The organism is Pseudocitrobacter sp. 2023LY-00077 (assembly GCF_055796175.1).
Genome location: NZ_JBSPEI010000010.1, coordinates 56,096 through 79,576, shown reverse-complemented (window position 1 = coordinate 79,576; position 23,481 = coordinate 56,096). Strand labels below are relative to the sequence as shown.

At 55.8% G+C, this 23,481-nt stretch carries 19 protein-coding genes; 14 read left to right on the top strand and 5 right to left on the bottom strand.

Translation table 11 applies throughout. The annotated features are described in order from the left end of the window. Positions 1 to 283 precede the first annotated feature (283 nt). The 8 genes from araB (at position 284) to rluA (ending at position 11,733) form a co-directional block, all read left to right on the top strand. Positions 284 to 1,993, top strand: coding sequence for a ribulokinase (gene araB, locus ACWWFX_RS14215; RefSeq protein WP_473224088.1), 1,710 nt, complete (start codon positions 284 to 286; stop codon positions 1,991 to 1,993). Positions 1,994 to 2,003: 10 nt separating this feature from the next. Then, on the top strand, positions 2,004 to 3,506 hold the full coding sequence (gene araA, locus ACWWFX_RS14210) for an L-arabinose isomerase (protein WP_473224087.1): 1,503 nt from the start codon (positions 2,004 to 2,006) through the stop codon (positions 3,504 to 3,506). A gap of 114 nt (positions 3,507 to 3,620) precedes the next feature. Next, positions 3,621 to 4,316 (top strand): L-ribulose-5-phosphate 4-epimerase, encoded by a 696-nt coding sequence (gene araD / locus ACWWFX_RS14205; RefSeq protein WP_108475519.1) that lies wholly within the window; start codon positions 3,621 to 3,623, stop codon positions 4,314 to 4,316. A 93-nt stretch (positions 4,317 to 4,409) separates the two neighbouring features. Next, positions 4,410 to 4,940 carry a hypothetical protein gene (locus ACWWFX_RS14200; RefSeq protein ID WP_473224086.1) on the top strand — a complete coding sequence of 177 codons (531 nt, stop codon included), beginning with the start codon at positions 4,410 to 4,412 and terminating at the stop codon, positions 4,938 to 4,940. A 130-nt stretch (positions 4,941 to 5,070) separates the two neighbouring features. After that, positions 5,071 to 5,583, top strand: coding sequence for a hypothetical protein (locus tag ACWWFX_RS14195; RefSeq protein WP_473224085.1), 513 nt, complete (start codon positions 5,071 to 5,073; stop codon positions 5,581 to 5,583). 81 nt (positions 5,584 to 5,664) lie between these two features. Then, the gene (gene polB / locus ACWWFX_RS14190) at positions 5,665 to 8,022 is read left to right on the top strand and encodes a DNA polymerase II (RefSeq protein WP_473224084.1); all 2,358 of its coding nucleotides are present in this window, start codon (positions 5,665 to 5,667) and stop codon (positions 8,020 to 8,022) included. Between the two features lie 132 nt (positions 8,023 to 8,154). After that, entirely contained in the window at positions 8,155 to 11,061 is a 2,907-nt protein-coding gene (gene rapA, locus ACWWFX_RS14185) for an RNA polymerase-associated protein RapA (RefSeq protein WP_473224083.1), read from the top strand. 12 nt (positions 11,062 to 11,073) lie between these two features. Then, positions 11,074 to 11,733: a bifunctional tRNA pseudouridine(32) synthase/23S rRNA pseudouridine(746) synthase RluA gene (gene rluA / locus ACWWFX_RS14180; RefSeq protein WP_276221997.1), complete on the top strand. Its 660-nt coding sequence runs from the start codon at positions 11,074 to 11,076 to the stop codon at positions 11,731 to 11,733. 121 nt (positions 11,734 to 11,854) lie between these two features. Here the strand turns inward: rluA and djlA are convergent, their stop codons facing one another. Next, the gene (gene djlA, locus ACWWFX_RS14175) at positions 11,855 to 12,673 is read right to left on the bottom strand and encodes a co-chaperone DjlA (RefSeq protein WP_276221994.1); all 819 of its coding nucleotides are present in this window, start codon (positions 12,671 to 12,673) and stop codon (positions 11,855 to 11,857) included. Positions 12,674 to 12,857: 184 nt separating this feature from the next. Here djlA and lptD point away from each other — a divergent pair, with 184 nt between their 5' ends. The 6 genes from lptD to apaH are packed head-to-tail and all read left to right on the top strand — an operon-like array spanning position 12,858 to position 19,583. After that, positions 12,858 to 15,197: an LPS assembly protein LptD gene (lptD, locus tag ACWWFX_RS14170; RefSeq protein ID WP_276221991.1), complete on the top strand. Its 2,340-nt coding sequence runs from the start codon at positions 12,858 to 12,860 to the stop codon at positions 15,195 to 15,197. Between the two features lie 56 nt (positions 15,198 to 15,253). Continuing rightward, positions 15,254 to 16,540 (top strand): peptidylprolyl isomerase SurA, encoded by a 1,287-nt coding sequence (surA, locus tag ACWWFX_RS14165; protein WP_015965955.1) that lies wholly within the window; start codon positions 15,254 to 15,256, stop codon positions 16,538 to 16,540. Next, on the top strand, positions 16,540 to 17,529 hold the full coding sequence (gene pdxA, locus ACWWFX_RS14160) for a 4-hydroxythreonine-4-phosphate dehydrogenase PdxA (RefSeq protein WP_456147115.1): 990 nt from the start codon (positions 16,540 to 16,542) through the stop codon (positions 17,527 to 17,529). The genes surA and pdxA overlap by 1 nt, the downstream gene beginning before the upstream one ends. Further along, positions 17,526 to 18,347 (top strand): 16S rRNA (adenine(1518)-N(6)/adenine(1519)-N(6))-dimethyltransferase RsmA, encoded by an 822-nt coding sequence (gene rsmA, locus ACWWFX_RS14155; RefSeq protein ID WP_015965957.1) that lies wholly within the window; start codon positions 17,526 to 17,528, stop codon positions 18,345 to 18,347. The genes pdxA and rsmA overlap by 4 nt, the downstream gene beginning before the upstream one ends. A 3-nt stretch (positions 18,348 to 18,350) precedes the next feature. Next, the gene (apaG, locus tag ACWWFX_RS14150) at positions 18,351 to 18,728 is read left to right on the top strand and encodes a Co2+/Mg2+ efflux protein ApaG (RefSeq protein ID WP_276221985.1); all 378 of its coding nucleotides are present in this window, start codon (positions 18,351 to 18,353) and stop codon (positions 18,726 to 18,728) included. Positions 18,729 to 18,734: 6 nt separating this feature from the next. Continuing rightward, positions 18,735 to 19,583, top strand: a complete 849-nt coding sequence (gene apaH, locus ACWWFX_RS14145; protein ID WP_276221983.1) for a bis(5'-nucleosyl)-tetraphosphatase (symmetrical) ApaH — start codon at positions 18,735 to 18,737, stop codon at positions 19,581 to 19,583. 136 nt (positions 19,584 to 19,719) lie between these two features. Here the strand turns inward: apaH and ACWWFX_RS14140 are convergent, their stop codons facing one another. The 4 genes from ACWWFX_RS14140 to kefF all read right to left on the bottom strand — a co-directional run bounded on the left by ACWWFX_RS14140 (position 19,720) and on the right by kefF (position 23,443). Beyond that, the gene (locus tag ACWWFX_RS14140; protein WP_473224082.1) at positions 19,720 to 20,337 is read right to left on the bottom strand and encodes a plasmid pRiA4b ORF-3 family protein; all 618 of its coding nucleotides are present in this window, start codon (positions 20,335 to 20,337) and stop codon (positions 19,720 to 19,722) included. Positions 20,338 to 20,373: 36 nt separating this feature from the next. Beyond that, a complete protein-coding gene (folA, locus tag ACWWFX_RS14135; protein WP_041686321.1) occupies positions 20,374 to 20,853 on the bottom strand; it encodes a type 3 dihydrofolate reductase in 480 nt (159 codons plus the stop codon). A 198-nt stretch (positions 20,854 to 21,051) separates the two neighbouring features. After that, positions 21,052 to 22,920 carry a glutathione-regulated potassium-efflux system protein KefC gene (gene kefC, locus ACWWFX_RS14130; RefSeq protein WP_473224081.1) on the bottom strand — a complete coding sequence of 623 codons (1,869 nt, stop codon included), beginning with the start codon at positions 22,918 to 22,920 and terminating at the stop codon, positions 21,052 to 21,054. After that, on the bottom strand, positions 22,913 to 23,443 hold the full coding sequence (kefF, locus tag ACWWFX_RS14125; protein ID WP_276221977.1) for a glutathione-regulated potassium-efflux system oxidoreductase KefF: 531 nt from the start codon (positions 23,441 to 23,443) through the stop codon (positions 22,913 to 22,915). The genes kefC and kefF overlap by 8 nt, the downstream gene beginning before the upstream one ends. Positions 23,444 to 23,481 lie beyond the last annotated feature (38 nt).

Genomic DNA, 23,481 nt, shown 5'->3' with positions numbered 1-23,481 from the left:
CACCCTTCCCGGCGACCTGTGCAAACCATCACCGCTCACGATAAACATTTAACCCCGCGACAAGCCGCGATTTTGATAACAATTCCGCGAGACATACGGTTTCTGGCGTGTAACAGAAGTGTCTATAAAGACGGCAGAAAAGTCCACATTGAATATTTGCACAGCGTCACACTTTGGGATGTGACAGCAAAATTATCCATAAGATTAGCGGTTCCTGCCTGACGATTTTTCCGGGCGATCGCTAGTGTTAACTCATCCTGTTTTATTACGATGGAGTGACACGATGGCAATCGCAATTGGCCTCGATTTTGGCAGCGACTCGGTCCGCGCCCTGGCAGTGGAGTGCGCGAATGGCGAAGAGATCGCCACCAGCGTTGAATGGTATCCGCGCTGGCAGGAGGGCCGCTTCTGCGACGCCCCGAATAACCGTTTTCGCCACCACCCGCGCGACTACATTGAGTCGATGGAAGCGGCGCTGAAAAGCGTGCTGGCACAGCTCACCGACGCCCAACGCGCCGACGTGGTCGGGATTGGCGTTGACAGCACCGGTTCAACCCCTGCACCGATAGACGCCGACGGCAACGTGCTGGCGCTGCGCGACGAGTTCGCCGAAAACCCGAACGCCATGTTCGTGCTGTGGAAAGACCACACCGCCGTGGAAGAAGCCGAAGCCATCACTCGCCTGTGCCATCAGCCGGGCAAAGAAGACTACTCACGCTACATTGGCGGTATTTACTCCAGCGAATGGTTCTGGGCCAAAATTCTGCACGTCACCCGCGAAGACAGCGCGGTCGCCCAGGCCGCCGCGTCATGGATTGAGCTGTGCGACTGGGTTCCGGCGCTGCTTTCCGGCACCACGCGCCCGCAGGATATTCGCCGTGGCCGCTGTAGCGCCGGGCATAAATCCCTGTGGCATGAGAGCTGGGGCGGCCTGCCACCGGCGTCATTCTTTGATGAACTCGACCCTATCCTCAATCAGCACCTTCCCTGCCCGCTGTTTACCGACACCCTGACCGCCGATGTTCCCGTGGGCACGCTCACCGCGGAATGGGCGCAGCGTTTAGGGCTTTCCGAAAAAGTGGTGATTTCCGGCGGCGCATTTGACTGCCATATGGGCGCAGTCGGCGCGGGCGCACAGCCAAACGCGCTGGTGAAAGTCATCGGGACCTCCACCTGCGACATTCTTGTCGCGGAGAAAGAGAGCGTAGGCGATCGCACGGTGAAAGGCATTTGCGGCCAGGTTGACGGCAGCGTAGTGCCTGATTTCATCGGCATGGAAGCGGGCCAGTCGGCGTTCGGCGATATCTATGCGTGGTTTGGCCGCGTGCTGGGCTGGCCGCTGGAACAACTCGCCGCTCAGCATCCCGAACTGAAGACGCAAATTAAAGAGAGCCAGAAGCAACTCCTGCCTGCGCTGACCGAAGCCTGGGCCAACAATCCGTCCCTCGATCATCTGCCAGTGGTACTCGACTGGTTTAACGGTCGCCGCACGCCAAACGCCAACCAGCGTCTGAAAGGGGTGATCACCGACCTGAATCTGGCCACCGACGCGCCGGCATTATTTGGCGGATTGATTGCTGCCACCGCCTTCGGCGCGCGCGCCATTATGGAGTGCTTCACCCGCCAGGGCATCCCGGTGAATAACGTGATGGCGCTGGGCGGCATTGCGCGTAAAAACCGCGTCATCATGCAGGCCTGCTGCGACGTGCTCAATCGCCCGTTACAGATTGTCGCCTCTGACCAGTGTTGCGCGCTCGGCGCTGCCATCTTTGCCGCCGTCGCCGCAGGCGTTTACCGCGATATCCCTGCCGCGCAGTTGCTGATGGCCAGTCGCGTCGAAAGCACGCTCCAGCCCGATCCGCTGCAGGCGAAACGCTTCGAGCAGCTTTATCAGCGCTACCAACAATGGGCGCTGAGCGCCGAACAACACTATCTCCCTGTCGCTGCGCCATCGGCTACCACGCCGTCCGCCACAGCAGCGCTGACTCATTAAGGATACGACGATGACCATTTTTAATAATTATGAAGTCTGGTTTGTGATTGGCAGCCAGCACCTTTACGGCCCGGAAGCGCTGCGTCAGGTTACGCAGCACGCAGAACAGGTGGTCAATGCCCTGAATGCGGAAGCGAAACTGCCGTGCAAACTGGTGCTGAAACCGCTGGGCACGCGCCCGGATGAGATCACCGCGATTTGCCGCGATGCCAACTACGACGATAAATGTGCGGGCATGGTGGTGTGGCTGCACACCTTCTCACCGGCGAAAATGTGGATCAACGGCCTGACCATCCTCAATAAACCGCTGCTGCAATTCCATACCCAGTTCAATGCTTCCCTGCCGTGGGACAGCATCGACATGGACTTTATGAACCTGAACCAGACCGCACACGGCGGCCGTGAATTCGGCTTTATCGGCGCGCGTATGCGTCAGCAGCACAGCGTGGTGACCGGCCACTGGCAGGATAAAAACGCGCATGAGCGTATCGGTTCGTGGATGCGTCAGGCGGTCTCGAAGCAGGATACCCGTCACCTGAAAGTGTGCCGCTTTGGCGATAACATGCGTGAAGTGGCGGTCACCGACGGCGATAAAGTCGCGGCGCAGATCAAATTCGGGTTCTCCGTCAACACCTGGGCGGTGGGAGACCTGGTGCAGGTGGTCAACGCGGTCAGCGATGGCGATATCAACGCGCTGGTTGATGAATATGAAAGCAGCTACCGCCTGACGCCTGCCGCGCAAATCAACGGCGACAAACGCCAGAACGTGCTGGATGCCGCGCGCATCGAACTGGGAATGAAACGCTTCCTCGAAGAGGGCGGGTTCCATGCCTTCACCACGACATTTGAAGATCTCCACGGCCTGAAACAGCTTCCGGGCCTGGCGGTACAACGTCTGATGCAGCAAGGCTACGGCTTTGCGGGCGAAGGCGACTGGAAAACCGCCGCCCTGCTTCGCATCATGAAGGTGATGTCAACCGGTCTGCAGGGCGGCACCTCCTTTATGGAGGATTACACCTACCACTTCGATAACGGCAACGACCTGGTGCTCGGTTCGCACATGCTGGAAGTGTGCCCGTCAATCGCCGTGGAAGAGAAACCGATCCTCGACGTGCAGCCGCTGGGCATCGGTGGCAAGGCCGATCCGGCACGCTTGATCTTCAATACCCAAACCGGCCCTGCGATTGTCGCAAGCCTGGTGGATCTGGGCGATCGCTTCCGTCTGCTGGTCAACATTATCGAAACGGTAGCAACGCCGCACGATCTGCCGAAACTCCCGGTCGCCAACGCGCTGTGGAAAGTGCAGCCGGATCTGGCAACCGCCTCCGAAGCGTGGATCATCGGCGGCGGCGCGCACCACACCGTCTTCAGCCACGCCCTGACGCTGGACGATATGCGCCAGTTCGCTGAACTGCATGGTATCGAGATCACGGTTATCGACAACGACACCCGCCTGCCAGCGTTTAAAGACGCGCTGCGCTGGAACGAGGTTTATTACGGGTTACGTCGTTAACACCCTCACCCCGGCCCTCTCCCTGAGGGAGAGGGTGAAAACCCCACACCGAGCACTGTCTCATCCCTCTCCCTCGGGGAGAGGGTTAGGGTGAGGGGGCACACAGGAGCCAACATGCTAGAAGATCTCAAACGCCAGGTGCTCGACGCCAACCTGGCGCTGCCAAAACATAACCTGGTCACCCTCACCTGGGGCAACGTCAGCGCCGTTGACCGGGAGAAAGGCGTTTTTGTGATTAAACCCTCCGGCGTAGATTACAGCGTGATGACCGCCGACGATATGGTGGTGGTCAGCATCGCGACCGGCGAGGTGGTAGAAGGCAACAAAAAACCGTCTTCCGATACGCCCACCCATCGCCTGCTCTATCAGGCATTCCCGACCATTGGCGGCATCGTGCATACCCATTCCCGCCACGCCACCATCTGGGCGCAGGCGGGGCAAGCTATTCCTGCGACCGGCACCACCCACGCTGACTATTTCTACGGTACCATTCCCTGCACGCGCAAAATGACCGATGCGGAAATCAACGGTGAGTACGAATGGGAAACTGGTAACGTGATCGTCGAAACCTTTGAGAAACAAGGCATCGACGCTGCGCAAATGCCGGGCGTGCTGGTGCACTCTCACGGCCCGTTCGCGTGGGGGAAAAACGCGGAAGATGCGGTACACAACGCTATCGTGCTGGAAGAAGTGGCCTATATGGGTATCTTCTGCCGCCAGCTTGCGCCGCAGTTGCCGGATATGCAGCAAACGCTGCTGGATAAGCACTATCTGCGCAAGCATGGTGCGAAGGCGTATTACGGGCAGTGAATATTAGCATCAGCGCCTGATCGCAGGCGCTGACTTTGATTCCTCTACTCTTTCATTTATAGTCATTCCGTGGCATTCAATGGAATGAATAGCATGGAAGAGATAATATATAAGCTACATAAATCAATTCTCCTAAAGAGACTTAAAATTGATTTTGCTTCACCGTTCGGTGCGGCAATCGGTGTAATGGTTTTATATGGTGCAATGGGTATCTTTCTGAGCGAAAGTCTGTGGTCATTTTTAGTAGGCTGCTTACTGGTTTTTCTATTAACCTTCGTTTATAGCATGATACTCCAGTTTTTCACTTATCCATTCACCGTCGCTTTGAAGGTTAAAACCTTATCACGTACTCCCGCAGAAATAGCCCTCGCCCAAAATCATATTCGAGTCGATAATCAGTGCTGGTCATTGAACGACATCAAAACGCTACAGCTGACGCCAGACATTTACCCGAAGAATGAAAAATGTTACTTAACCATCATAGGGAATGATAACAAAAAGCATCGCTTCTTTTTAGGCTGCGGCTTTGCCTCTGAAGATATGGTCTTCGAGAACTACTCAACATTTTGCGCACATGTTAAATTCTTGTTCAGAAATAACACATCTGCATTTAAAGAAAAATAATTCTCTATAAGAGATCGTTATTTTTAGATTTGCCTGGCAGCACCCTTTAATTTTAATACCAATCACGCTATTTTACCCACCAACAAAAACCGTCATTCATTTACACCATGAATATATTGGAGCCTTTATCTTGGCCTCTGAAATAAAATATACCCTCAACAAAAAAGTAATCTCACGTATCGTTCTCGAAGATAACTTTTTTATTGTGGCAACCATTCCCGTCAGCCTTCTGATTCTACTCATTTTTTCAATGTTTATCGGCGTACCGTTTCTCTCAATGGCGCTGGGTGCGCTTGGTGTAACACTGGTTGCCGAGCTTCTGCTGGCGCTGGCCATCTTTCTTTATTCTCACTGGATAAAATCAAGAACGCCGGCGCAAATCGTTCTCACCTCTGATGCCATCATCATAGATAATAAAAGCTGGCAATGGAAAAACATTGAGACCATAAAACTCACCCCAAATATTTACCCAATGAATAAAAAATACCATCTGGCGATCACGGACCACGCGGGGCAGAAAACCACCTGGTTTCTGGGATATGGCCACGGGACAAAGTGGGTCATTTTTTCCGACTACCAGTCGCTGTGTGAGCAGGTGGCGTTTTACTGCGAAGGCGAGCCGGGGAAATTTCAATCGTATTGAAAACGCACCTGTACAAAAAACCAGTTAAAACCAACTAAACCAGGTTATAATCAGCGCTTATTCATCAGGTGAGAAACGCGTGTGGCGCAGGCGCAAGCTGGCTTTATCTTAACCCGCCACTGGCGGGACACTCCCCAGGGGACAGAAGTCACCTTCTGGCTGGCGACGGATGCAGGCCCGCGAGCCGTGACGCTGCCGCCGCAGGAGTCGGTCGCCTTTATCCCGGAAGCGCAGCGCGCGCAGACGGAACGCCTGTTACAGGGTGAGCGAGATGCCCGCCTTGCCCCGCTCACCTTACAAGATTTTCACCGCCAGCCGGTGTTCGGCCTCTACTGCCGTTCTCATCGCCAGTTGATGCGCCTCGATAAACTGCTGCGCGAAAACGGCATCACCGTTTATGAAGCGGACATTCGCCCGCCAGAACGCTATCTGATGGAGCGCTTTATCACCGCCCCGGTGTGGTTCGATGGCGACGCACGCGGTAATGGGCTGGTGAATGCACGGCTTAAACCTCATGACACCTATCGCCCGGCGCTAAAATGGGCCTCTATCGATATCGAAACCACCCGTCACGGCGAGCTGTATTGCATCGGCATTGAAGGCTGCGGCCAGCGCGTGGTCTACATGCTCGGCCCGGCCAACGGTGAGGCGTCGGCGATAGATTTTGAGCTGGAGTATGTCGCCAGCCGCCCGCAGCTCTTAGAAAAACTGAATGCCTGGTTCGCTCAGCACGACCCGGATGTGATCATCGGCTGGAACGTGGTGCAGTTCGATTTACGCGTGCTGCAAAAACATGCCGAGCGCTACCGTATTCCGCTGATGCTGGGCCGTAGCAACAGCGAGCTGGAGTGGCGCGAACACGGGTTTAAGAATGGCGTATTCTTCGCCCAGGCGAACGGGCGGCTGATTCTCGACGGCATTGAAGCGCTGAAATCCGCGTTCTGGAATTTCTCTTCGTTTTCGCTGGAGGCGGTGGCGCAGGAACTGCTGGGCGAAGGCAAAGCGATTGATAATCCGTGGGACAGAATGGACGAAATTGACCGCCGTTTCGCCGAAGATAAGCCCGCGCTGGCGAAATATAACCTCAAAGATTGCGAGCTGGTAACGCAGATTTTCCACAAAACGGAGATCATGCCATTCCTGCTGGAACGCGCCACGGTTAACGGGCTGGCGGTTGACCGTCACGGTGGCTCAGTTGCCGCCTTCAGCCACCTCTATTTCCCGCGTATGCATCGCCTGGGTTATGTCGCCCCTAATTTAGGCGAAGTGCCCCCGCAGGCGAGCCCCGGCGGCTACGTGATGGATTCACGCCCCGGTTTGTACGATTCGGTGCTGGTGCTGGATTACAAAAGCCTGTATCCGTCGATTATCCGCTCGTTTTTGATTGACCCGGTGGGGCTGGTTGAAGGGATGAGCCAGCCGGATGCGGAACACAGTACCGAAGGTTTTCTTGGTGCCTGGTTCTCACGCGATAAACACTGCCTGCCGGGGATCGTCGGCCAAATCTGGCACGCTCGCGATGACGCCAAACAGCATAAAAACAAACCGCTCTCGCAGGCACTGAAGATCATCATGAACGCGTTTTACGGCGTGCTCGGCACCAGCGCCTGCCGCTTTTTTGATCCCCGCCTCGCGTCGTCGATCACCATGCGCGGGCACGCGATCATGCGCCAGACCAAAGCGCTTATCGAATCCAAAGGTTACGACGTCATCTATGGCGATACGGACTCCACCTTTGTGTGGCTTAAAAAAGCGCATGATGAAAACGCCGCGGCGAAAATTGGCCGTGAGCTCGTTGAATTTGTTAACCAGTGGTGGGCCGATGAGCTACAAAAATCGGGCTTAACCAGCGCGCTGGAACTGGAGTTTGAAACCCACTTTTGTCGCTTCCTGATGCCCACTATTCGCGGCGCCGATACGGGCAGTAAAAAACGCTATGCCGGGATGATTCAGGAAGGCACGGAACAAAGAATGCTCTACAAAGGTCTCGAAACGGTGCGCACCGACTGGACGCCGCTGGCGCAACAGTTCCAGCAGGAGCTCTACCTGCGCATCTTCCGCAACGAGCCTTACCGCGACTACATTCTTGAAACCATTGATAACCTGATGTCGGGCAAGCTCGACAGTAAACTGGTCTACCGCAAGCGCCTGCGTCGCCCGCTGGCTGAATATCAGCGCAACGTGCCGCCGCATGTGCGCGCCGCGCGTCTGGCGGACGAACACAACGCGCGTCTGGGCCGCCCACTTCAGTATCAGCAACGCGGCAGTATAAAATATGTCTGGACTACCAGCGGCCCGGAACCGCTGGATTATCAACAGTCGCCGCTTGATTACGAGCACTACCTTACTAAGCAATTAGAGCCCGTTGCCGAAGGAATTCTCCCCTTTGTCGACGACGATTTTGCTACAATAGTGACAGGGCAACTGGGGCTATTTTGACAGGTGACTAACGCCGCGCCATCCAGTACCATAGCGCCCTTTCCATTCCTGGACCTCATTCATTCGCCGCCTCTCCTTCAGGCGGTGGATGGGTATTGCCTGCAATTTACAAAGAGATAGAGCCGAACACTTATGCCTTTTACACTTGGTCAACGCTGGATCAGCGATACAGAAAGCGAACTGGGACTTGGTACTGTAGTTGCAATGGATGCACGCACCGTCACCCTGCTCTTTCCGGCTACCGGAGAGAACCGTCTGTATGCCCGAAGCGACTCCCCCGTGACCCGCGTGATGTTCAATCCTGGCGACACGATTACCAGCCATGATGGCTGGCAGTTGCACATTGATGAAGTTATTGAAGAAAAAGGCCTGCTGGCCTATGTCGGCACCCGTCTGGATACTGAAGAAGCCAATGTCGTGCTGCGTGAAGTGCTGCTCGACAGCAAACTGGTTTTCAGTAAACCCCAGGACCGCCTGTTTGCCGGGCAAATCGACCGTATGGACCGCTTTGCCCTGCGCTACCGTGCGCGTAAATATCAGAGCGAACAGTACCGCATGCCGTACAGCGGCCTGCGCGGGCAGCGTACCAGCCTGATCCCTCACCAGCTCAACATCGCCCACGATGTGGGTCGCCGCCACGCGCCGCGCGTGCTGCTGGCCGATGAAGTGGGTTTAGGTAAAACCATCGAAGCCGGGATGATCCTGCATCAGCAGTTGCTCTCTGGCGCGGCCCAGCGCGTGTTGATCATCGTGCCGGAAACCCTCCAGCACCAGTGGCTGGTTGAGATGCTGCGCCGCTTCAACCTGCGCTTTGCGCTGTTTGACGATGAGCGTTATGCCGAAGCGCAACACGACGCCTATAACCCGTTTGAAACCGAACAGCTGGTCATTTGCTCGCTGGACTTCGTGCGCCGCAACAAGCAACGCCTGGAGCATTTGTGCGACGCCGAATGGGACATCATGGTGGTCGATGAAGCGCATCACCTGGTGTGGAGCGAAGACGCGCCAAGCCGTGAATATCAGTGCATCGAGCAGCTGGCGGAACGCGTGCCGGGCGTCCTGCTGCTGACCGCAACGCCGGAACAGCTGGGGATGGAGAGCCACTTTGCACGTCTGCGCCTGCTCGACCCGAACCGCTTCCACGATTTTGAGCAGTTTGTCGAAGAACAGAAAAACTATCGCCCGGTAGCCGACGCGGTTGCGCTGCTGCTGGCGGGCAACAAACTCAGCAACGACGAGCTGAACACCCTGGGCGAGCTGATTGGCGAGCAGGATATCGAAGCTCTGCTGCAAACGGCGAACAGCGACCGCGACGGCGCAGAAGCCGCGCGCCAGGAACTGATCAGCATGCTGATGGACCGCCACGGCACCAGCCGCGTGCTGTTCCGTAACACCCGTAACGGCGTGAAGGGGTTCCCGAAACGCGAGCTGCACACCATCAAACTGCCGCTGCCAACGCAGTATCAAACCGCGATTAAAGTCTCCGGCATTATGGGCGCGCGTAAGAGTGCGGAAGAGCGCGCTCGCGACATGCTTTATCCGGAACAGATTTATCAGGAATTTGAAGGCGATACCGGCACCTGGTGGAACTTCGACCCGCGCGTGGAATGGCTGATGGGCTACCTGACCAGCCACCGCTCGCAGAAAGTGCTGGTGATTTGCGCCAAAGCCGCCACCGCGCTGCAACTGGAACAGGTTCTGCGCGAGCGCGAGGGTATCCGCGCCGCCGTGTTCCATGAAGGGATGTCGATCATCGAACGCGACCGCGCAGCAGCCTGGTTTGGAGAAGAAGACAGCGGTGCTCAGGTGCTGCTGTGCTCTGAAATCGGTTCTGAAGGGCGTAACTTCCAGTTTGCCAGCAATCTGGTGATGTTCGACCTGCCGTTCAACCCGGACCTGCTGGAACAGCGTATTGGTCGTCTGGACCGTATCGGTCAGGCGCACGATATTCAAATCCACGTGCCGTATCTGGAACGCACCGCACAGTCCGTGCTGGTTCGCTGGTTCCATGAAGGTCTGGACGCGTTCGAGCATACCTGCCCGACCGGTCGCACCATCTATGACAGCGTGCACGATCAATTGATCAACTACTTAGCCGCGCCGGAAAACAGTGAAGGCTTTGATGAGCTGATTAAAACTTGTCGCGAACAGCATGACGCGCTGAAAGCACAGCTGGAACAGGGCCGCGACCGTCTGCTGGAAATCCACTCCAACGGCGGCGAGAAAGCGCAGGCGCTGGCCGAAAGCATTGAAGAGCAGGATGACGATACCAACCTGATCGCCTTCGCCATGAACCTGTTTGATATCGTCGGTATCAATCAGGACGATCGTGGCGAAAACCTGATTGTCCTGACTCCGTCCGACCATATGCTGGTGCCGGATTTCCCTGGCCTGCCGGAAGATGGCTGTACGGTGACCTTCGAGCGTGATATTGCGCTTTCCCGTGAAGACGCGCAGTTCCTCACCTGGGAACACCCGATTATCCACAACGGCCTGGATCTGATCCTCTCCGGCGATACGGGCAGCAGCACGATTTCTCTGCTGAAAAACAAAGCGCTGCCGGTCGGTACGCTGCTGGTAGAACTGATTTACGTCGTGGAAGCCAATGCGCCGAAACAACTGCAGCTCAACCGCTTCCTGCCGCCAACGCCAGTACGCATGCTGCTGGATAAAAATGGCACCAACCTGGCGGCTCAGGTGGAGTTTGAAACCTTCAACCGCCAGTTGAGCGCGGTTAACCGCCACACGGGCAGTAAGCTGGTTAACGCCGTACAGCAGGACGTTCACGCGATTCTGCAACTGGGTGAAGGCCAGATTGCCAAAGCCGCGCAGGCGCTGATCGATTCTGCTCGCAGTGAAGCCGATGAAAAACTGAGTGCCGAACTGTCGCGTCTGGAAGCCCTGAAAGCGGTGAACCCGAACATTCGTGATGACGAGCTTTCCGCTATCGAAAGCAACCGCCAGCAGGTGATGGAAAGCCTGTCGCAGGCTGGCTGGCGTCTGGATGCGTTGCGCCTGATCGTCGTGACGCACCAGTAACAGGAGCCCGCAATGGGAATGGAAAACTACAATCCGCCGCAGGACCCGTGGCTGGTTATTCTCTATCAGGACGAGCACATTATGGTGGTCAACAAGCCAAGCGGCTTGTTGTCCGTGCCGGGCCGCCAGGAAGAGCATAAAGACAGCGTGATGCTGCGCGTGCAGCGCGACTATCCGCAGGCCGAATCCGTCCATCGTCTGGATATGGCGACCAGCGGGGTGATTGTGGTGGCCCTGACCAAAGCGGCTGAGCGCGAGCTCAAACGTCAGTTCCGCGAGCGTGAGCCGAAAAAGCAGTACGTAGCGCGCGTTTGGGGACACCCTAAACCGCAAGAGGGTCTGGTGGATTTACCGCTGGTTTGCGACTGGCCGAACCGGCCAAAGCAGAAGGTGTGTTATGAAACCGGCAAAGCGGCGCAAACGGAGTATGAAGTGCTGGAGTACGCGGACGATAACACCGCCCGCGTGCTGTTAAAGCCGATTACCGGGCGTTCGCACCAGTTGCGCGTGCACATGCTAGCGTTAGGGCATCCGATTCTGGGCGACCGTTTTTACGCGACGCCCGAAGCGCTGGCGATGGCTCCGCGCCTGCTGCTGCATGCGCAGACGCTGACCATTACGCATCCTGAGTTTGGCAACAGTATGACGTTTAAAGCACCGGTGGATTTTTGAGGCCTCTGCGGCCTGATGCCCTCACCCCGGCCCTCTCCCACAGGGAGAGGGAGAAAACCGCACCGTCTGTTCCCTCTCCCTGTGGGAGAGGGTTAGGGTGAGGGGTCCCCACTGCACAATCCTACTTAAACCCTTTCTGTTCCTTAATCAGCTCGTACGCACTCTGGATTTCCTGCGCCTTCTGCTTCGCCATCTCCATCATTTCGGGTGGTAAACCTTTCGCCACCAGCTTATCCGGGTGATGTTCGCTCATCAGCTTGCGGTACGCACGTTTGATGGTCGTCGCATCGTCGGTGCTTTTCACGCCGAGCACGTTGCAGGCATCTTCCAGCGTCGGGCCGCGCTGCGCCTGTTGCCAGCCGCCTGCGCCTTGCGACTGCTGCTGATAACCGCCGCCAAACTGCGCCCCGCCCTGCATCATGCGCAGGAACTGATCGAACTGCGCGCGCGAAATCCCGAGTTCTTCGGCAATCACATACAGCACGTCACGTTCGTTCGGATGCAGTGAACCGTCGGCAAACGCCGCCTGAATCTGAATTTCAAGAAACATCCTAATCAGATCAAAACGACCAAAGCAGACGCTACGGAACTGACGCATTTTTTCGCGCAGCGGGTAGTTATCTGATTTGCCCACGCGGAACGCCTGCTGTGCCGCGGTGCGAGAAGCGCCGTGCAGGTTCATTCTGTCCATTAACAGACTGGCGATATGAATATCCGCTTCCGTGACACGCCCTTTCGATTTGGTCAGGTGGCCCATGACTTCAAAGGTGGTGGCAAAAAAGAGAGACTGACGCTCCTGTTGATTCGCAAACCAGTTCATCCGGCGGCTGCGCGCCTTGTCAAACATGTGGCCCACGAGCAATCCGAGGACTACGCCCCAGAACCCGCCACCCATCATTAAGGCGATGGCCACACCAATCACTTTACCCCAATACTGCATATACTCCCCAAATCGTCATGCCAGCGGCTAAAATATGCATTATCATACCCGTCATTCAATGCCGTGCCTAACACCTCTGGCCGGGACGGGCAGGATAAGTACTAGCGTCAAGCCGTTGAGTACGTTAGTCTCTGACCGTTTGCAAGCCGCAATGCTATAGATGACGGAACAACAAATACAACGTATGAAAAAACGTATTCCCACCCTCCTGGCGACTATGATTGCCAGTGCCTTGTACAGCCAGCAGGGCATGGCTGCCGATCTCGCTTCGCAATGTATGCTGGGCGTGCCGAGCTACGACCGTCCATTAGTGAAAGGCGAGACTAACGATCTGCCTGTCACGATAAACGCCGATCACGCAAAAGGGAACTACCCTGATGACGCGGTGTTTACCGGCAATGTCGATATCAACCAGGGAAATAGCCGCTTGCAGGCCGATGAAGTTCAGCTTCATCAAAAACAGCCTGAAGGCCAGACGGCGCCCGTGCGCACGGTTGATGCCCTCGGTAATGTACACTATGACGATAACCAGGTGATCCTGAAAGGTCCGAAAGCCTGGTCGAATCTCAATACGAAAGATACCAACGTCTGGGAAGGTGATTACCAGATGGTGGGTCGTCAGGGCCGCGGGACGGCGGATCTGATGAAACAGCGCGGCGAAAACCGTTATACCATTCTGGAAAACGGCACCTTCACGTCGTGTCTGCCGGGTTCAAATACCTGGAGCGTTGTCGGTTCTGAAGTCATCCAGGACCGTGAAGAAGAAGTTGCGGAAATCTGGAACGCCCGTTTTAAAGTGGGTCCGGTTCCGGTCTTTTATAGCCCTTATTTACAGTTACCGATCGGCGATAAGCGTCGGTCTGGTTTCCTGATCCCCAATGCCCGGTACAGCACGAAGAACTACTTTGAGTTCTATTTGCCTTACTACTGGAACATCGCGCCGAACATGGATGCGACCATCACGCCGCACTATATGCACCGGCGTGGCGGCATCATGTGGGAGAACGAATTCCGCTATCTGACCAAAGCGGGCGCGGGTTTGATGGAACTCGATTACCTGCCATCGGATAAAGTCTATAGCGATGAGCACCCGGATGACGATAACAGCCGTCGTTGGATGTTCTACTGGCGTCATGCGGGCGTGCTGGATCAGGTGTGGCGCTTCAACGTCGACTACACCAAAGTCAGCGACCCGAACTACTTCAACGACTTTGACTCCAAATACGGTTCCAGTACCGACGGCTACGCGACGCAAAAATTCAGCGTCGGCTATGCGGTGCAGAATTTCGACGCCACCGTGTCAACGAAACAGTTCCAGGTCTTCGACCGTAACAACAGTAACTCCTACTCTGCTGAGCCGCAGCTGGATGTGAACTTCTATCAGAACGATGTTGGGCCGTTTGATACGCGTATCTATGGCCAGGCGGTGAATTTCGTTAACACCAACAGCAATCGTCCGGAAGCGACGCGTCTGCACCTTGAGCCGACAATCAACCTGCCGCTGTCTAACGGCTGGGGGAGTCTGAACACTGAAGCGAAGCTGTTAGCGACTCATTATCAGCAAAAGAACGTTGAAAATACCCAGTACGATGACTCGGTAAACCGCACGATGCCGCAGTTTAAAGTCGACGGTAAGATGGTGTTTGAGCGCGATATGGACTGGTCTGCGGGCTATACCCAGACGCTGGAACCGCGCGCGCAGTACCTGTACGTGCCTTATCGCGATCAGAGCAACATCTACAACTACGACTCTTCGCTGCTGCAATCCGATTACAGCGGGCTGTTCCGTGACCGTACCTACGGCGGCCTTGACCGCATTGCGTCAGCCAACCAGGTGACGACCGGCCTCACATCTCGCGTATATGATGAATCGGCGATTGAACGTTTTAACGTTTCTGTTGGTCAAATCTACTATTTCACCGAGTCTCGTACCGGTGATGATACAACGACCTGGCAAAATGATGACAACACCGGTTCGTTGGTGTGGGCGGGAGACACCTATTTACGTCTGACCGACCGTTGGGGCCTGCGTGGCGGCATCCAGTACGACAAACGTCTGGATAACATCTCCACCAGCAGCACCACCCTTGAGTATCGCCGTGACCAGGACCGTTTAGTCCAGTTGAGCTACCGTTACGCCAGCCCGGAATATATCCAGGCGACATTGCCGTCTAACTACTCGACGTCAGAGCAGTATAAGAACGGGATTTCGCAGGTGGGCGGCGTAGCCAGTTGGCCGATCGCCGATCGCTGGTCTGTTGTGGGCGCGTATTACTTCGACACCAACAGTCACAAACCGGCCGATCAAATGCTGGGCGTGCAGTATAACTCCTGCTGCTATGCCATCCGTGTCGGCTACGAACGTAAGCTGAACGGCTGGGATAACGAAGGGGCGAAAGATCACGCCGTCTACGACAACGTAATCGGCTTTAATATTGAGCTTCGTGGATTGAGTTCGAACTATGGACTGGGTACCCAGCAGATGCTGCGTTCGAACATACTGCCGTACCAGAACTCATTGTAACGACACTGACAGAAACTTAAGCCGCCGAGCGGTTTGTTAATTGAAATGGAAAAAGTATGAAGAACTGGAAAACGCTGCTTCTTGGTATCGCGTTAGTCGCGAATACCAGTTTCGCCGCCCCACAGGTTGTCGATAAAGTAGCAGCCGTCGTAAACAATGGTGTCGTACTTGAGAGCGACGTCAACGGTCTGATGCAATCCGTCAAGCTCAACGCGGGCCAGGCGGGGCAACAACTGCCGGACGACGCAACTCTGCGCCACCAGATCCTGGAACGTCTGATCATGGACCAGATCATGCTGCAGATGGGTCAGAAAATGGGCGTCAAAATTTCTGACGATCAGTTGGATCAAGCTATCGCCAACATCGCGAAGCAGAACAACATGACAACCGATCAGATGCGTAGCCGTCTGGCTTACGATGGCCTGAACTACAGCACCTATCGCAGCCAGATCCGCAAAGAGATGATCATCTCTGAAGTGCGTAACAACGAAGTGCGTCGTCGCGTTTCCGTCCTGCCGCAGGAAGTGGACGCGCTGGCAAGCCAGATTGGCGACCAGAACGACGCCAGCACTGAACTGAATCTGAGCCACATCCTGATCCCGCTGCCGGAAAACCCGTCCTCTGACCAGGTGAACGAAGCGCAGAGCCAGGCGGAGTCTATCGTTGAGCAGGCGCGCGGCGGTGCTGATTTTGGCAAACTCGCTATCTCCTACTCTGCTGACCAGCAGGCGCTGAAAGGCGGCCAGATGGGCTGGGGCCGCATTCAGGAACTGCCGGGCATCTTCGCGCAGGCGCTGACTACCGCCAAAAAAGGCGATATCGTCGGCCCGATCCGCTCCGGCGTCGGCTTCCATATCCTGAAAATCAACGATATGCGTGGCGGCTCTCAGAGCATCTCCGTGACCGAAGTTCACTCTCGCCACATTCTGTTGAAACCGTCGCCGATCATGACCGACGAGCAGGCGCGTGTGAAACTGGAACAGGTTGCTGCGGATATTCGTAGCGGTAAAACCACCTTCGATAAAGCGGCAAAAGAGCTGTCTCAGGACCCAGGTTCTGCTAACCAGGGCGGTGATTTAGGTTGGGCAACGCCGGATATGTACGATCCTGCGTTCCGCGATGCGCTGATGAAACTGAACAAAGGCCAGATGAGCGCCCCGGTTCACTCTTCCTTCGGCTGGCACCTGATTGAGTTGCTGGACACCCGTAAGGTTGACCGCACCGATGCCGCGCAGAAAGACAAAGCGTACCGCATGCTGATGAACCGTAAGTTCTCTGAAGAAGCGGCAACCTGGATGCAGGAACAACGCGCCAGCGCCTATGTCAAAATCCTGAGCAACTAATGACGACAACCCATCGTGTGGTGATCACGCCCGGCGAACCCGCCGGGATTGGTCCGGATCTGGTTATCCAGCTCGCCCAGCGCGATTGGCCCGTTGAACTGGTGGTGTGCGCCGATGGCGCACTCCTCAGTGAGCGAGCCGCTCTCCTCGGCCTTCCGCTTTCTCTTCTGCCTTACTCCCCTGACGAATCCGCCCAACCGCAACGCGCCGGTACACTCACCCTGCTCTCTGTGCCGCTACGCGCGCCAGTGACGCCAGGCGAGCTTAACGTGCAGAACGGTCACTATGTGGTGGATACGCTGGCACGCGCCTGTGACGGCTGTCTGAGTGGCGAATTTGCCGCCCTGATTACCGGGCCGGTGCACAAAGGCATCATCAACGACGCGGGCGTGCCCTTTACCGGGCATACGGAGTTCTTTGAAGAGCGCTCACACGCGCCGAAAGTGGTGATGATGCTGGCGACGGAAGAACTGCGCGTGGCGCTGGCGACGACGCATCTGCCGTTAAAGGACGTGAGCGATGCGATCACGGTCGATTTGCTCGACGAAGTGATCACCATTCTGCATCACGATCTGCAAACCAAATTTGGCCTCGCTACGCCGCATATTCTGGTTTGTGGCCTCAACCCGCACGCGGGCGAAGGCGGCCATATGGGCACGGAAGAGATAGACACCATTATCCCGGTGCTGAATACGCTGCGCGCGAAAGGAATGAATCTGAGCGGGCCGCTGCCTGCCGATACCCTTTTCCAGCCTAAGTATCTTGATAATGCCGACGCGGTGCTCGCAATGTACCACGATCAGGGCCTACCCGTGCTAAAATACCAGGGCTTTGGCCGTGGCGTGAATATCACCCTCGGTTTACCCTTTATTCGAACCTCTGTTGACCACGGCACTGCCCTTGAACTGGCAGGTCACGGAAAAGCAGAGGTCGGCAGTTTTATTACGGCGCTTAATCTCGCCATCAAAATGATTGTTAACTCTAAATGAATAATCGAGTCCATCAGGGCCACTTAGCCCGTAAACGTTTCGGGCAAAACTTCCTTAACGATCAGTTCGTTATTGACAGCATCGTTTCGGCGATCAATCCGCAAAAAGGCCAGGCGATGGTTGAAATCGGCCCGGGTCTTGCCGCATTGACCGAGCCGGTTGGCGAACGTCTTGACGAAATGACCGTCATCGAGCTTGACCGTGACCTCGCCGCACGTCTGAAAACCCACCCGTTCCTGGGTCCGAAGCTGACCATTTATCAGCAGGATGCCATGACCATGAACTTCGGTGAGCTTTCGCAAACGCTGGGCCAGCCGCTGCGCGTATTCGGCAACCTACCGTATAACATCTCGACGCCGCTGATGTTCCATCTGTTTAGCTATACTAATGCGATCGCCGACATGCACTTCATGCTGCAAAAAGAGGTGGTTAACCGTCTGGTTGCAGGGCCGAACAGCAAGGCGTATGGTCGTTTAACGGTGATGGCGCAGTATTACTGCCAGGTTATCCCGGTACTCGAAGTGCCGCCGAGCGCCTTTACGCCGCCGCCAAAAGTCGATTCCGCCGTCGTGCGTCTGGTGCCACACAGTACCAAGCCGTATCCGGTGAAAGACGTTCGCGTGCTGAGCCGCATCACCACAGAGGCGTTTAACCAGCGTCGTAAAACGATCCGCAACAGTCTCGGCAACCTGTTCAGCGTTGAAGTTCTGACAGAGCTGGGCGTCGACCCGACGATGCGGGCAGAAAATATCTCTGTTGCGCAGTACTGCAAGATGGCCAACTATCTGGCAGAGAACGCGCCGCCGAAGGAGAGCTAAACCATGATTGATTCGCCTCGAGTTTGCGTCCAGGTTCAAAGTGTTTACATTGAATCGCAGTCTCTACCGGACGAAGAGCGTTATGTCTTCGCCTACACGGTAACCATCCGCAATCTCGGGCGAACTCAGGTTCAGCTGCTGGGCCGCTACTGGCTCATCACCAACGGCCATGGTCGTGAAACCGAAGTACAGGGCGAGGGCGTCGTTGGCGTCCAGCCGCATATCGCACCCGGTGACGAATATCAGTACACCAGCGGTGCGGTACTCGAAACCCCGCTTGGCACCATGCAGGGCCACTATGAAATGGTCGATATCGACGGCAAACCGTTCTCTATCGACATTCCCGTATTCCGTCTCTTTGTCCCGACACTAATCCATTAAAAACACATGGCTACATACCTTATTGGCGACATTCACGGTTGCTTTGATGAGTTGATCGCATTGCTCGATCAGGTGGAGTTTACCCCTGGGACAGACACGCTGTGGCTGACCGGCGACCTCGTCGCGCGAGGCCCTGGCTCTCTGGACGTGCTGCGCTATGTTAAATCGATGGGCGACGACGTGCGTATCGTCCTCGGTAATCATGACCTGCATCTGCTGGCGGTGTTTGCCGGGATCAGCCGCAATAAGCCCAAAGACAGGCTTAATGCGCTGCTGGAAGCCCCGGACGCCGACGAACTGCTCAACTGGCTGCGTCGTCAGCCGCTGATGCAGGTGGATGAAGAGAAGAAGCTGGTGATGGCCCACGCCGGGATCACCCCGCAATGGGACATGGAAACAGCAAAACAGTGCGCTCGCGACGTCGAAGCGGTGCTGTCGAGCGACTCGTATCCCTTCTTCCTGGACGCGATGTATGGCGATATGCCGAATAACTGGTCGCCACAGTTAACGGGCCTGGCGCGTCTGCGGTTTATCACTAACGCGTTCACCCGCATGCGCTACTGTTTCCCGAACGGGCAACTGGATATGTATACCAAAGAAGCGCCGGAAAACGCCCCTGCGCCGCTCAAACCGTGGTTTGCGATACCAGGGCCGGTTACGGAGGAGTACAGCGTAGTGTTTGGCCACTGGGCGTCTCTGGAAGGTCGCGGTACACCGGAAGGCGTGTACGCACTGGATACCGGATGCTGCTGGGGCGGGGATTTAACCTGTCTGCGCTGGGAAGATAAGCAGTACTTTACTCAGGCATCGAATCGACATATCGATCCCGGAATGGGCGAGGCTGTGGCGTCTTAATGCCCTCACCCCGGCCCTCTCCCGCAGGGAGAGGGAGAAAATCGCTCACATCTAACCATGAAGCTCAATCAGTCCTCTCTCCCTTGAGGGAGAGGGTTAGGGTGAGGGGATACAAACGACACTAAACCTGAATCTTTTAACCCTCATCTTCCATCAAAGGCAGCGCTCGCTCCCTTGACCAGCGTAAATACTGTGCCAAAGCGTAGTTCGCGGCATCAACATCATAATTAAAAATAACGGCCTGTAATTCAGCTACATCAATATCCGGCAAACCCATCTCTTCGAGAAATTCTTCATACACGTCTTCATTATTTTGCGGATCAAAAATGGCCTGCAAAATATGCATATATGCCGCTGCCCCACCGCAATCCTCTGGAGGGCAAGCCATCAGGCCTGCAATACATTCAATCGGGCCGGGCATTTGATCGTCGAAATAGGCTTTGTCTTCAAGATAGATCTCATGTTCCCACTCATCGCCAAAGTCATAAACATAGCGCAGGGTGTTTCCATGCTTTTTCAGCAATTCATTCAATCGAATGAAAGCCTCATTTTCATCATTGGGTGAATCCGGACACTCCACGAAATTGCGTTTCTTGAACGTAAAGCTATGCAGGTGGCTATCCTGCCACCCCATAACTATCTGAATAACATCGTGGAGACGATCAAGGGGGATGTCTGCCGGAACCACAATTCTGCGCCAGACGGAGGGTTCGACACCTTTAAGCGAGACTTTAAGCTGATAAAAATGATTCATCCAATGCTCCATTTGAAGGCCCTGATACCTCAGGGATCACCGGCGCTCTAAAATCTCAAAACAATAACTATGCGAATTCTGCTCATCCGCGTCGTGGAATTCGCTGAACACGGATTCCCACTGGTCCGGATCGTAATCCGGGAAGTGCGTGTCGCCTTCCACTTCCGCATCAATGTGCGTCAGGTACAGCTTGTGCGCTTTCGGCAGGAACTGCTCGTAAACACGACCACCGCCAATCACCATAATCTCTTCCACATCACCACAGGCGGCAATGGCTTCATCCACAGATTTAACCCACTGGACGCGATCGTCGGTGCCTGGCTGGCTGCTGATAACGATGTTTTTACGGCCCGGCAGCGGGCGACCGATCGATTCCCAGGTCAGGCGACCCATTACGACAGGTTTGTTAAGCGTGTTGCGTTTAAACCACGCCAGATCGGCGGGGAGATTCCAGGGCATGGCGTTTTCCATGCCGATGACGCGATCTACCGCTAGCGCAGCAATCAGACTGATCATTGAGTGTTTCCCGGATACAAAAAAATTGTCGCCACTATACGGAAAGCATAATCTTTCGTCGACTGGGCGCAGAGTAAAGAATACGAAAATTTTCAGAATTGCTGGCGAGTCCACGAGTGTGAAGTGGACCGCCAGCATTACAGGTAAGTAGAAACAGCGAGTTAGCCGTAAACCCTGCGTAACATCACATTTTTACGCTCAGGCAGAAGGCTTTATTTCGGGCTCATCCGCGGGGTTACCGCTGTGTTTGCCCTCTTCCGTTCCCTGCCATCCGTGACGCTGAATCAGCGACAGATGATTACGATCTTCATTGATGATTTCCGTCAGCATCGCGCTGGTGCGTTTGAACACCGCCGCACGTGTCGACGCATCGTTCTCAGCCATTTCCACCATCTCTTCCACCATACGGGTGTTAAAGCGACGGAACAGGTCAGCACGTTCACGCGCCTCATAAGCGCCCAGCCCCAGCGATTCCAGCGCCATGCGGCCCGACTTCAGCGCGCCTTCGAAGGTTTCACGTTCCGGTGATTCCACCCCAGCCTGGCGCAGTTGAATATAATGCTCAACATCGCGGGCACGGGCGATAATCGTCAGGTTAGGGAAGTGTTCTTTCACCAGTTCAGTAAGCTGTAAGCTGGTTTGCGGATCGTCAATGGCGTTAATCAGCACTTCCGCCTTCGACGCCCCAGCGGATTCCAGCATATCGACGCGCGTCGCATCGCCGTAAAAGACCTTCATATCGAATTTACGCAGGGTATCAACGTGATCCGGGTCGTGATCGAGGATCACCATCTTCACGCCGCTGGAGAGCAGCAGACGACCGGTAATCTGACCATAACGGCCAAAGCCCGCGATAATTACGCGCGGTTGCTCTTCATCAATCTGATCCGCTTCGCGCTGTTCACCGCCGCTTTTACGTGCTTCCATACGGGTCAGCAGCACCAGCAGAATCGGTGTCGCCGCCATCGACAAGGCAACCGCCAGCGTCAGGGCTTTCGCCCAGTCAGCATCCAGCACGTTTGCCATCTGCGCCGCGCCAAAGACGACGAAGGCGAATTCACTCCCCTGCCCCAGCAGCACCGCAAACCAGGCGCGCTGAGAGCGCGGAACCTGCAACGGTTTAGCAATCAGCCACAGCATGACCGATTTGATAATCAGGAAGCCAAACAGCAGCGTCACAATACGCAGCGGGTGATCGATAAGCGTACCGAAGTCGATAGACATGCCGACGCCAATGAAGAACAGCCCCAGCAGCAAGCCTTTAAACGGTTCAATATCGCTTTCCAGCGCGTGTCGATACTCCGAACTCGCCAGCAATACGCCCGCCAGAAACGCGCCCATCGCCATCGACAAGCCCACTTCTTCCAGCAGGAAACCGAAGCCGAAGACCAGGAACAGCGCCACGGCGCTGAACACTTCGCGCAGGCCGGAACGCGCCACAAAACGCAGTACGGGCCGCGTGACGTAGCGCCCCAGCAGGACAACCAGCACCAGTGCCCCTGCAACCTTTAGCGCAGAAAAGGCAAACGCGCCCAACGTGGTGGATGCACCGCTGGTTGCCAGCAGCGGGATCATCGCCACCAGCGGGATTGCCGCGATATCCTGGAACAACAGCACCGCAAACGCGCTACGCCCGACCTGGGAAACGGTAAGATTACGCTCGTTCATTGCCTGCATGGCTATCGCCGTGGAAGAGAGCGCCAGCGTCATGCCAATCAGTTCCGCCACCTGCCAACGCAGGCCGAGGAACATACAGAACAGGCCAATCAACGCGCCGCACACCACCATTTGCAGCAGGCCGCCGCCAAATACCGAGGCGCGCAGTTTCCACAGACGTTTTGGGTCCAGCTCAAGGCCGATGACAAACAGCATCAGCACCACACCAATTTCGGCGAAGTGCAGGATAGACTCGGCATCGGTCACCAGGCGCAAGCCCCACGGGCCGATAATACAACCGGCAATCAGGTAGCCGAGCACCGAGCCCAGCCCGAGGCGCACGGCAATCGGCACAATCAGCGCGGCGGAGCCGAGATAAATCAGCGCCTGAATCAGAGTATGGTTATCCACGATTATCCTCCTGCCAGGCCAGCAAACGCTGTTTGTAATGACGCGCCTTCGCCTGCAGCGTTTCTTCGTCGCAGATAAAGGTGCTGTGGAGAGTAAACGGCGGCAGCCACTTCAGGCCGCAGTAAATCGCCGTTGCTTCCAGCGGCTGCGCCAGCACATCGAACCCAGGGTGTGAGCCAATCTCAAAATGGCTTTCCGCCCCGCCGGTGGTGACCGCCCACAGCATACTTTTGCCGTGCAGCGCGGTTCCGCCGTGACCATACGCCCAGCCGTGCGACAGTACTTTGTCCATCCACAGCTTAAGCAACGGCGGCGTGCTGTACCATTGCATGGGGTGTTGAAGGATGATGAGGTCGGCACGGCTAAGCGCGCCCTGCTCCGCGGCGATATCGATATTGAAATCTGGATAGAGGCTGTAGAGCGAGCGAACCTCTACGTCGTCCAGCGTCCTTACCTGATCAAGCATCCGCTTATTCGCATGCGAGTGCTGCGGATAAGGATGCGCATAAATAATGAGAATCATGTTTAGCCTGTTATCACTGCATTATTGTTATGTAACAG

What these genes read in the sequence shown, in the direction of transcription:
- araB (WP_473224088.1), top strand. Translation starts at nt 284, where the DNA reads ATGGCAATCGCAATTGGCCTCGATTTTGGCAGCGACTCGGTCCGCGCC.
- araA (WP_473224087.1), top strand. Translation starts at nt 2,004, where the DNA reads ATGACCATTTTTAATAATTATGAAGTCTGGTTTGTGATTGGCAGCCAG.
- araD (WP_108475519.1), top strand. Translation starts at nt 3,621, where the DNA reads ATGCTAGAAGATCTCAAACGCCAGGTGCTCGACGCCAACCTGGCGCTG.
- ACWWFX_RS14200 (WP_473224086.1), top strand. Translation starts at nt 4,410, where the DNA reads ATGGAAGAGATAATATATAAGCTACATAAATCAATTCTCCTAAAGAGA.
- rapA (WP_473224083.1), top strand. Translation starts at nt 8,155, where the DNA reads ATGCCTTTTACACTTGGTCAACGCTGGATCAGCGATACAGAAAGCGAA.
- rluA (WP_276221997.1), top strand. Translation starts at nt 11,074, where the DNA reads ATGGGAATGGAAAACTACAATCCGCCGCAGGACCCGTGGCTGGTTATT.
- djlA (WP_276221994.1), bottom strand. Translation starts at nt 12,673, where the DNA reads ATGCAGTATTGGGGTAAAGTGATTGGTGTGGCCATCGCCTTAATGATG.
- lptD (WP_276221991.1), top strand. Translation starts at nt 12,858, where the DNA reads ATGAAAAAACGTATTCCCACCCTCCTGGCGACTATGATTGCCAGTGCC.
- surA (WP_015965955.1), top strand. Translation starts at nt 15,254, where the DNA reads ATGAAGAACTGGAAAACGCTGCTTCTTGGTATCGCGTTAGTCGCGAAT.
- pdxA (WP_456147115.1), top strand. Translation starts at nt 16,540, where the DNA reads ATGACGACAACCCATCGTGTGGTGATCACGCCCGGCGAACCCGCCGGG.
- rsmA (WP_015965957.1), top strand. Translation starts at nt 17,526, where the DNA reads ATGAATAATCGAGTCCATCAGGGCCACTTAGCCCGTAAACGTTTCGGG.
- apaG (WP_276221985.1), top strand. Translation starts at nt 18,351, where the DNA reads ATGATTGATTCGCCTCGAGTTTGCGTCCAGGTTCAAAGTGTTTACATT.
- apaH (WP_276221983.1), top strand. Translation starts at nt 18,735, where the DNA reads ATGGCTACATACCTTATTGGCGACATTCACGGTTGCTTTGATGAGTTG.
- ACWWFX_RS14140 (WP_473224082.1), bottom strand. Translation starts at nt 20,337, where the DNA reads ATGAATCATTTTTATCAGCTTAAAGTCTCGCTTAAAGGTGTCGAACCC.
- folA (WP_041686321.1), bottom strand. Translation starts at nt 20,853, where the DNA reads ATGATCAGTCTGATTGCTGCGCTAGCGGTAGATCGCGTCATCGGCATG.
- kefF (WP_276221977.1), bottom strand. Translation starts at nt 23,443, where the DNA reads ATGATTCTCATTATTTATGCGCATCCTTATCCGCAGCACTCGCATGCG.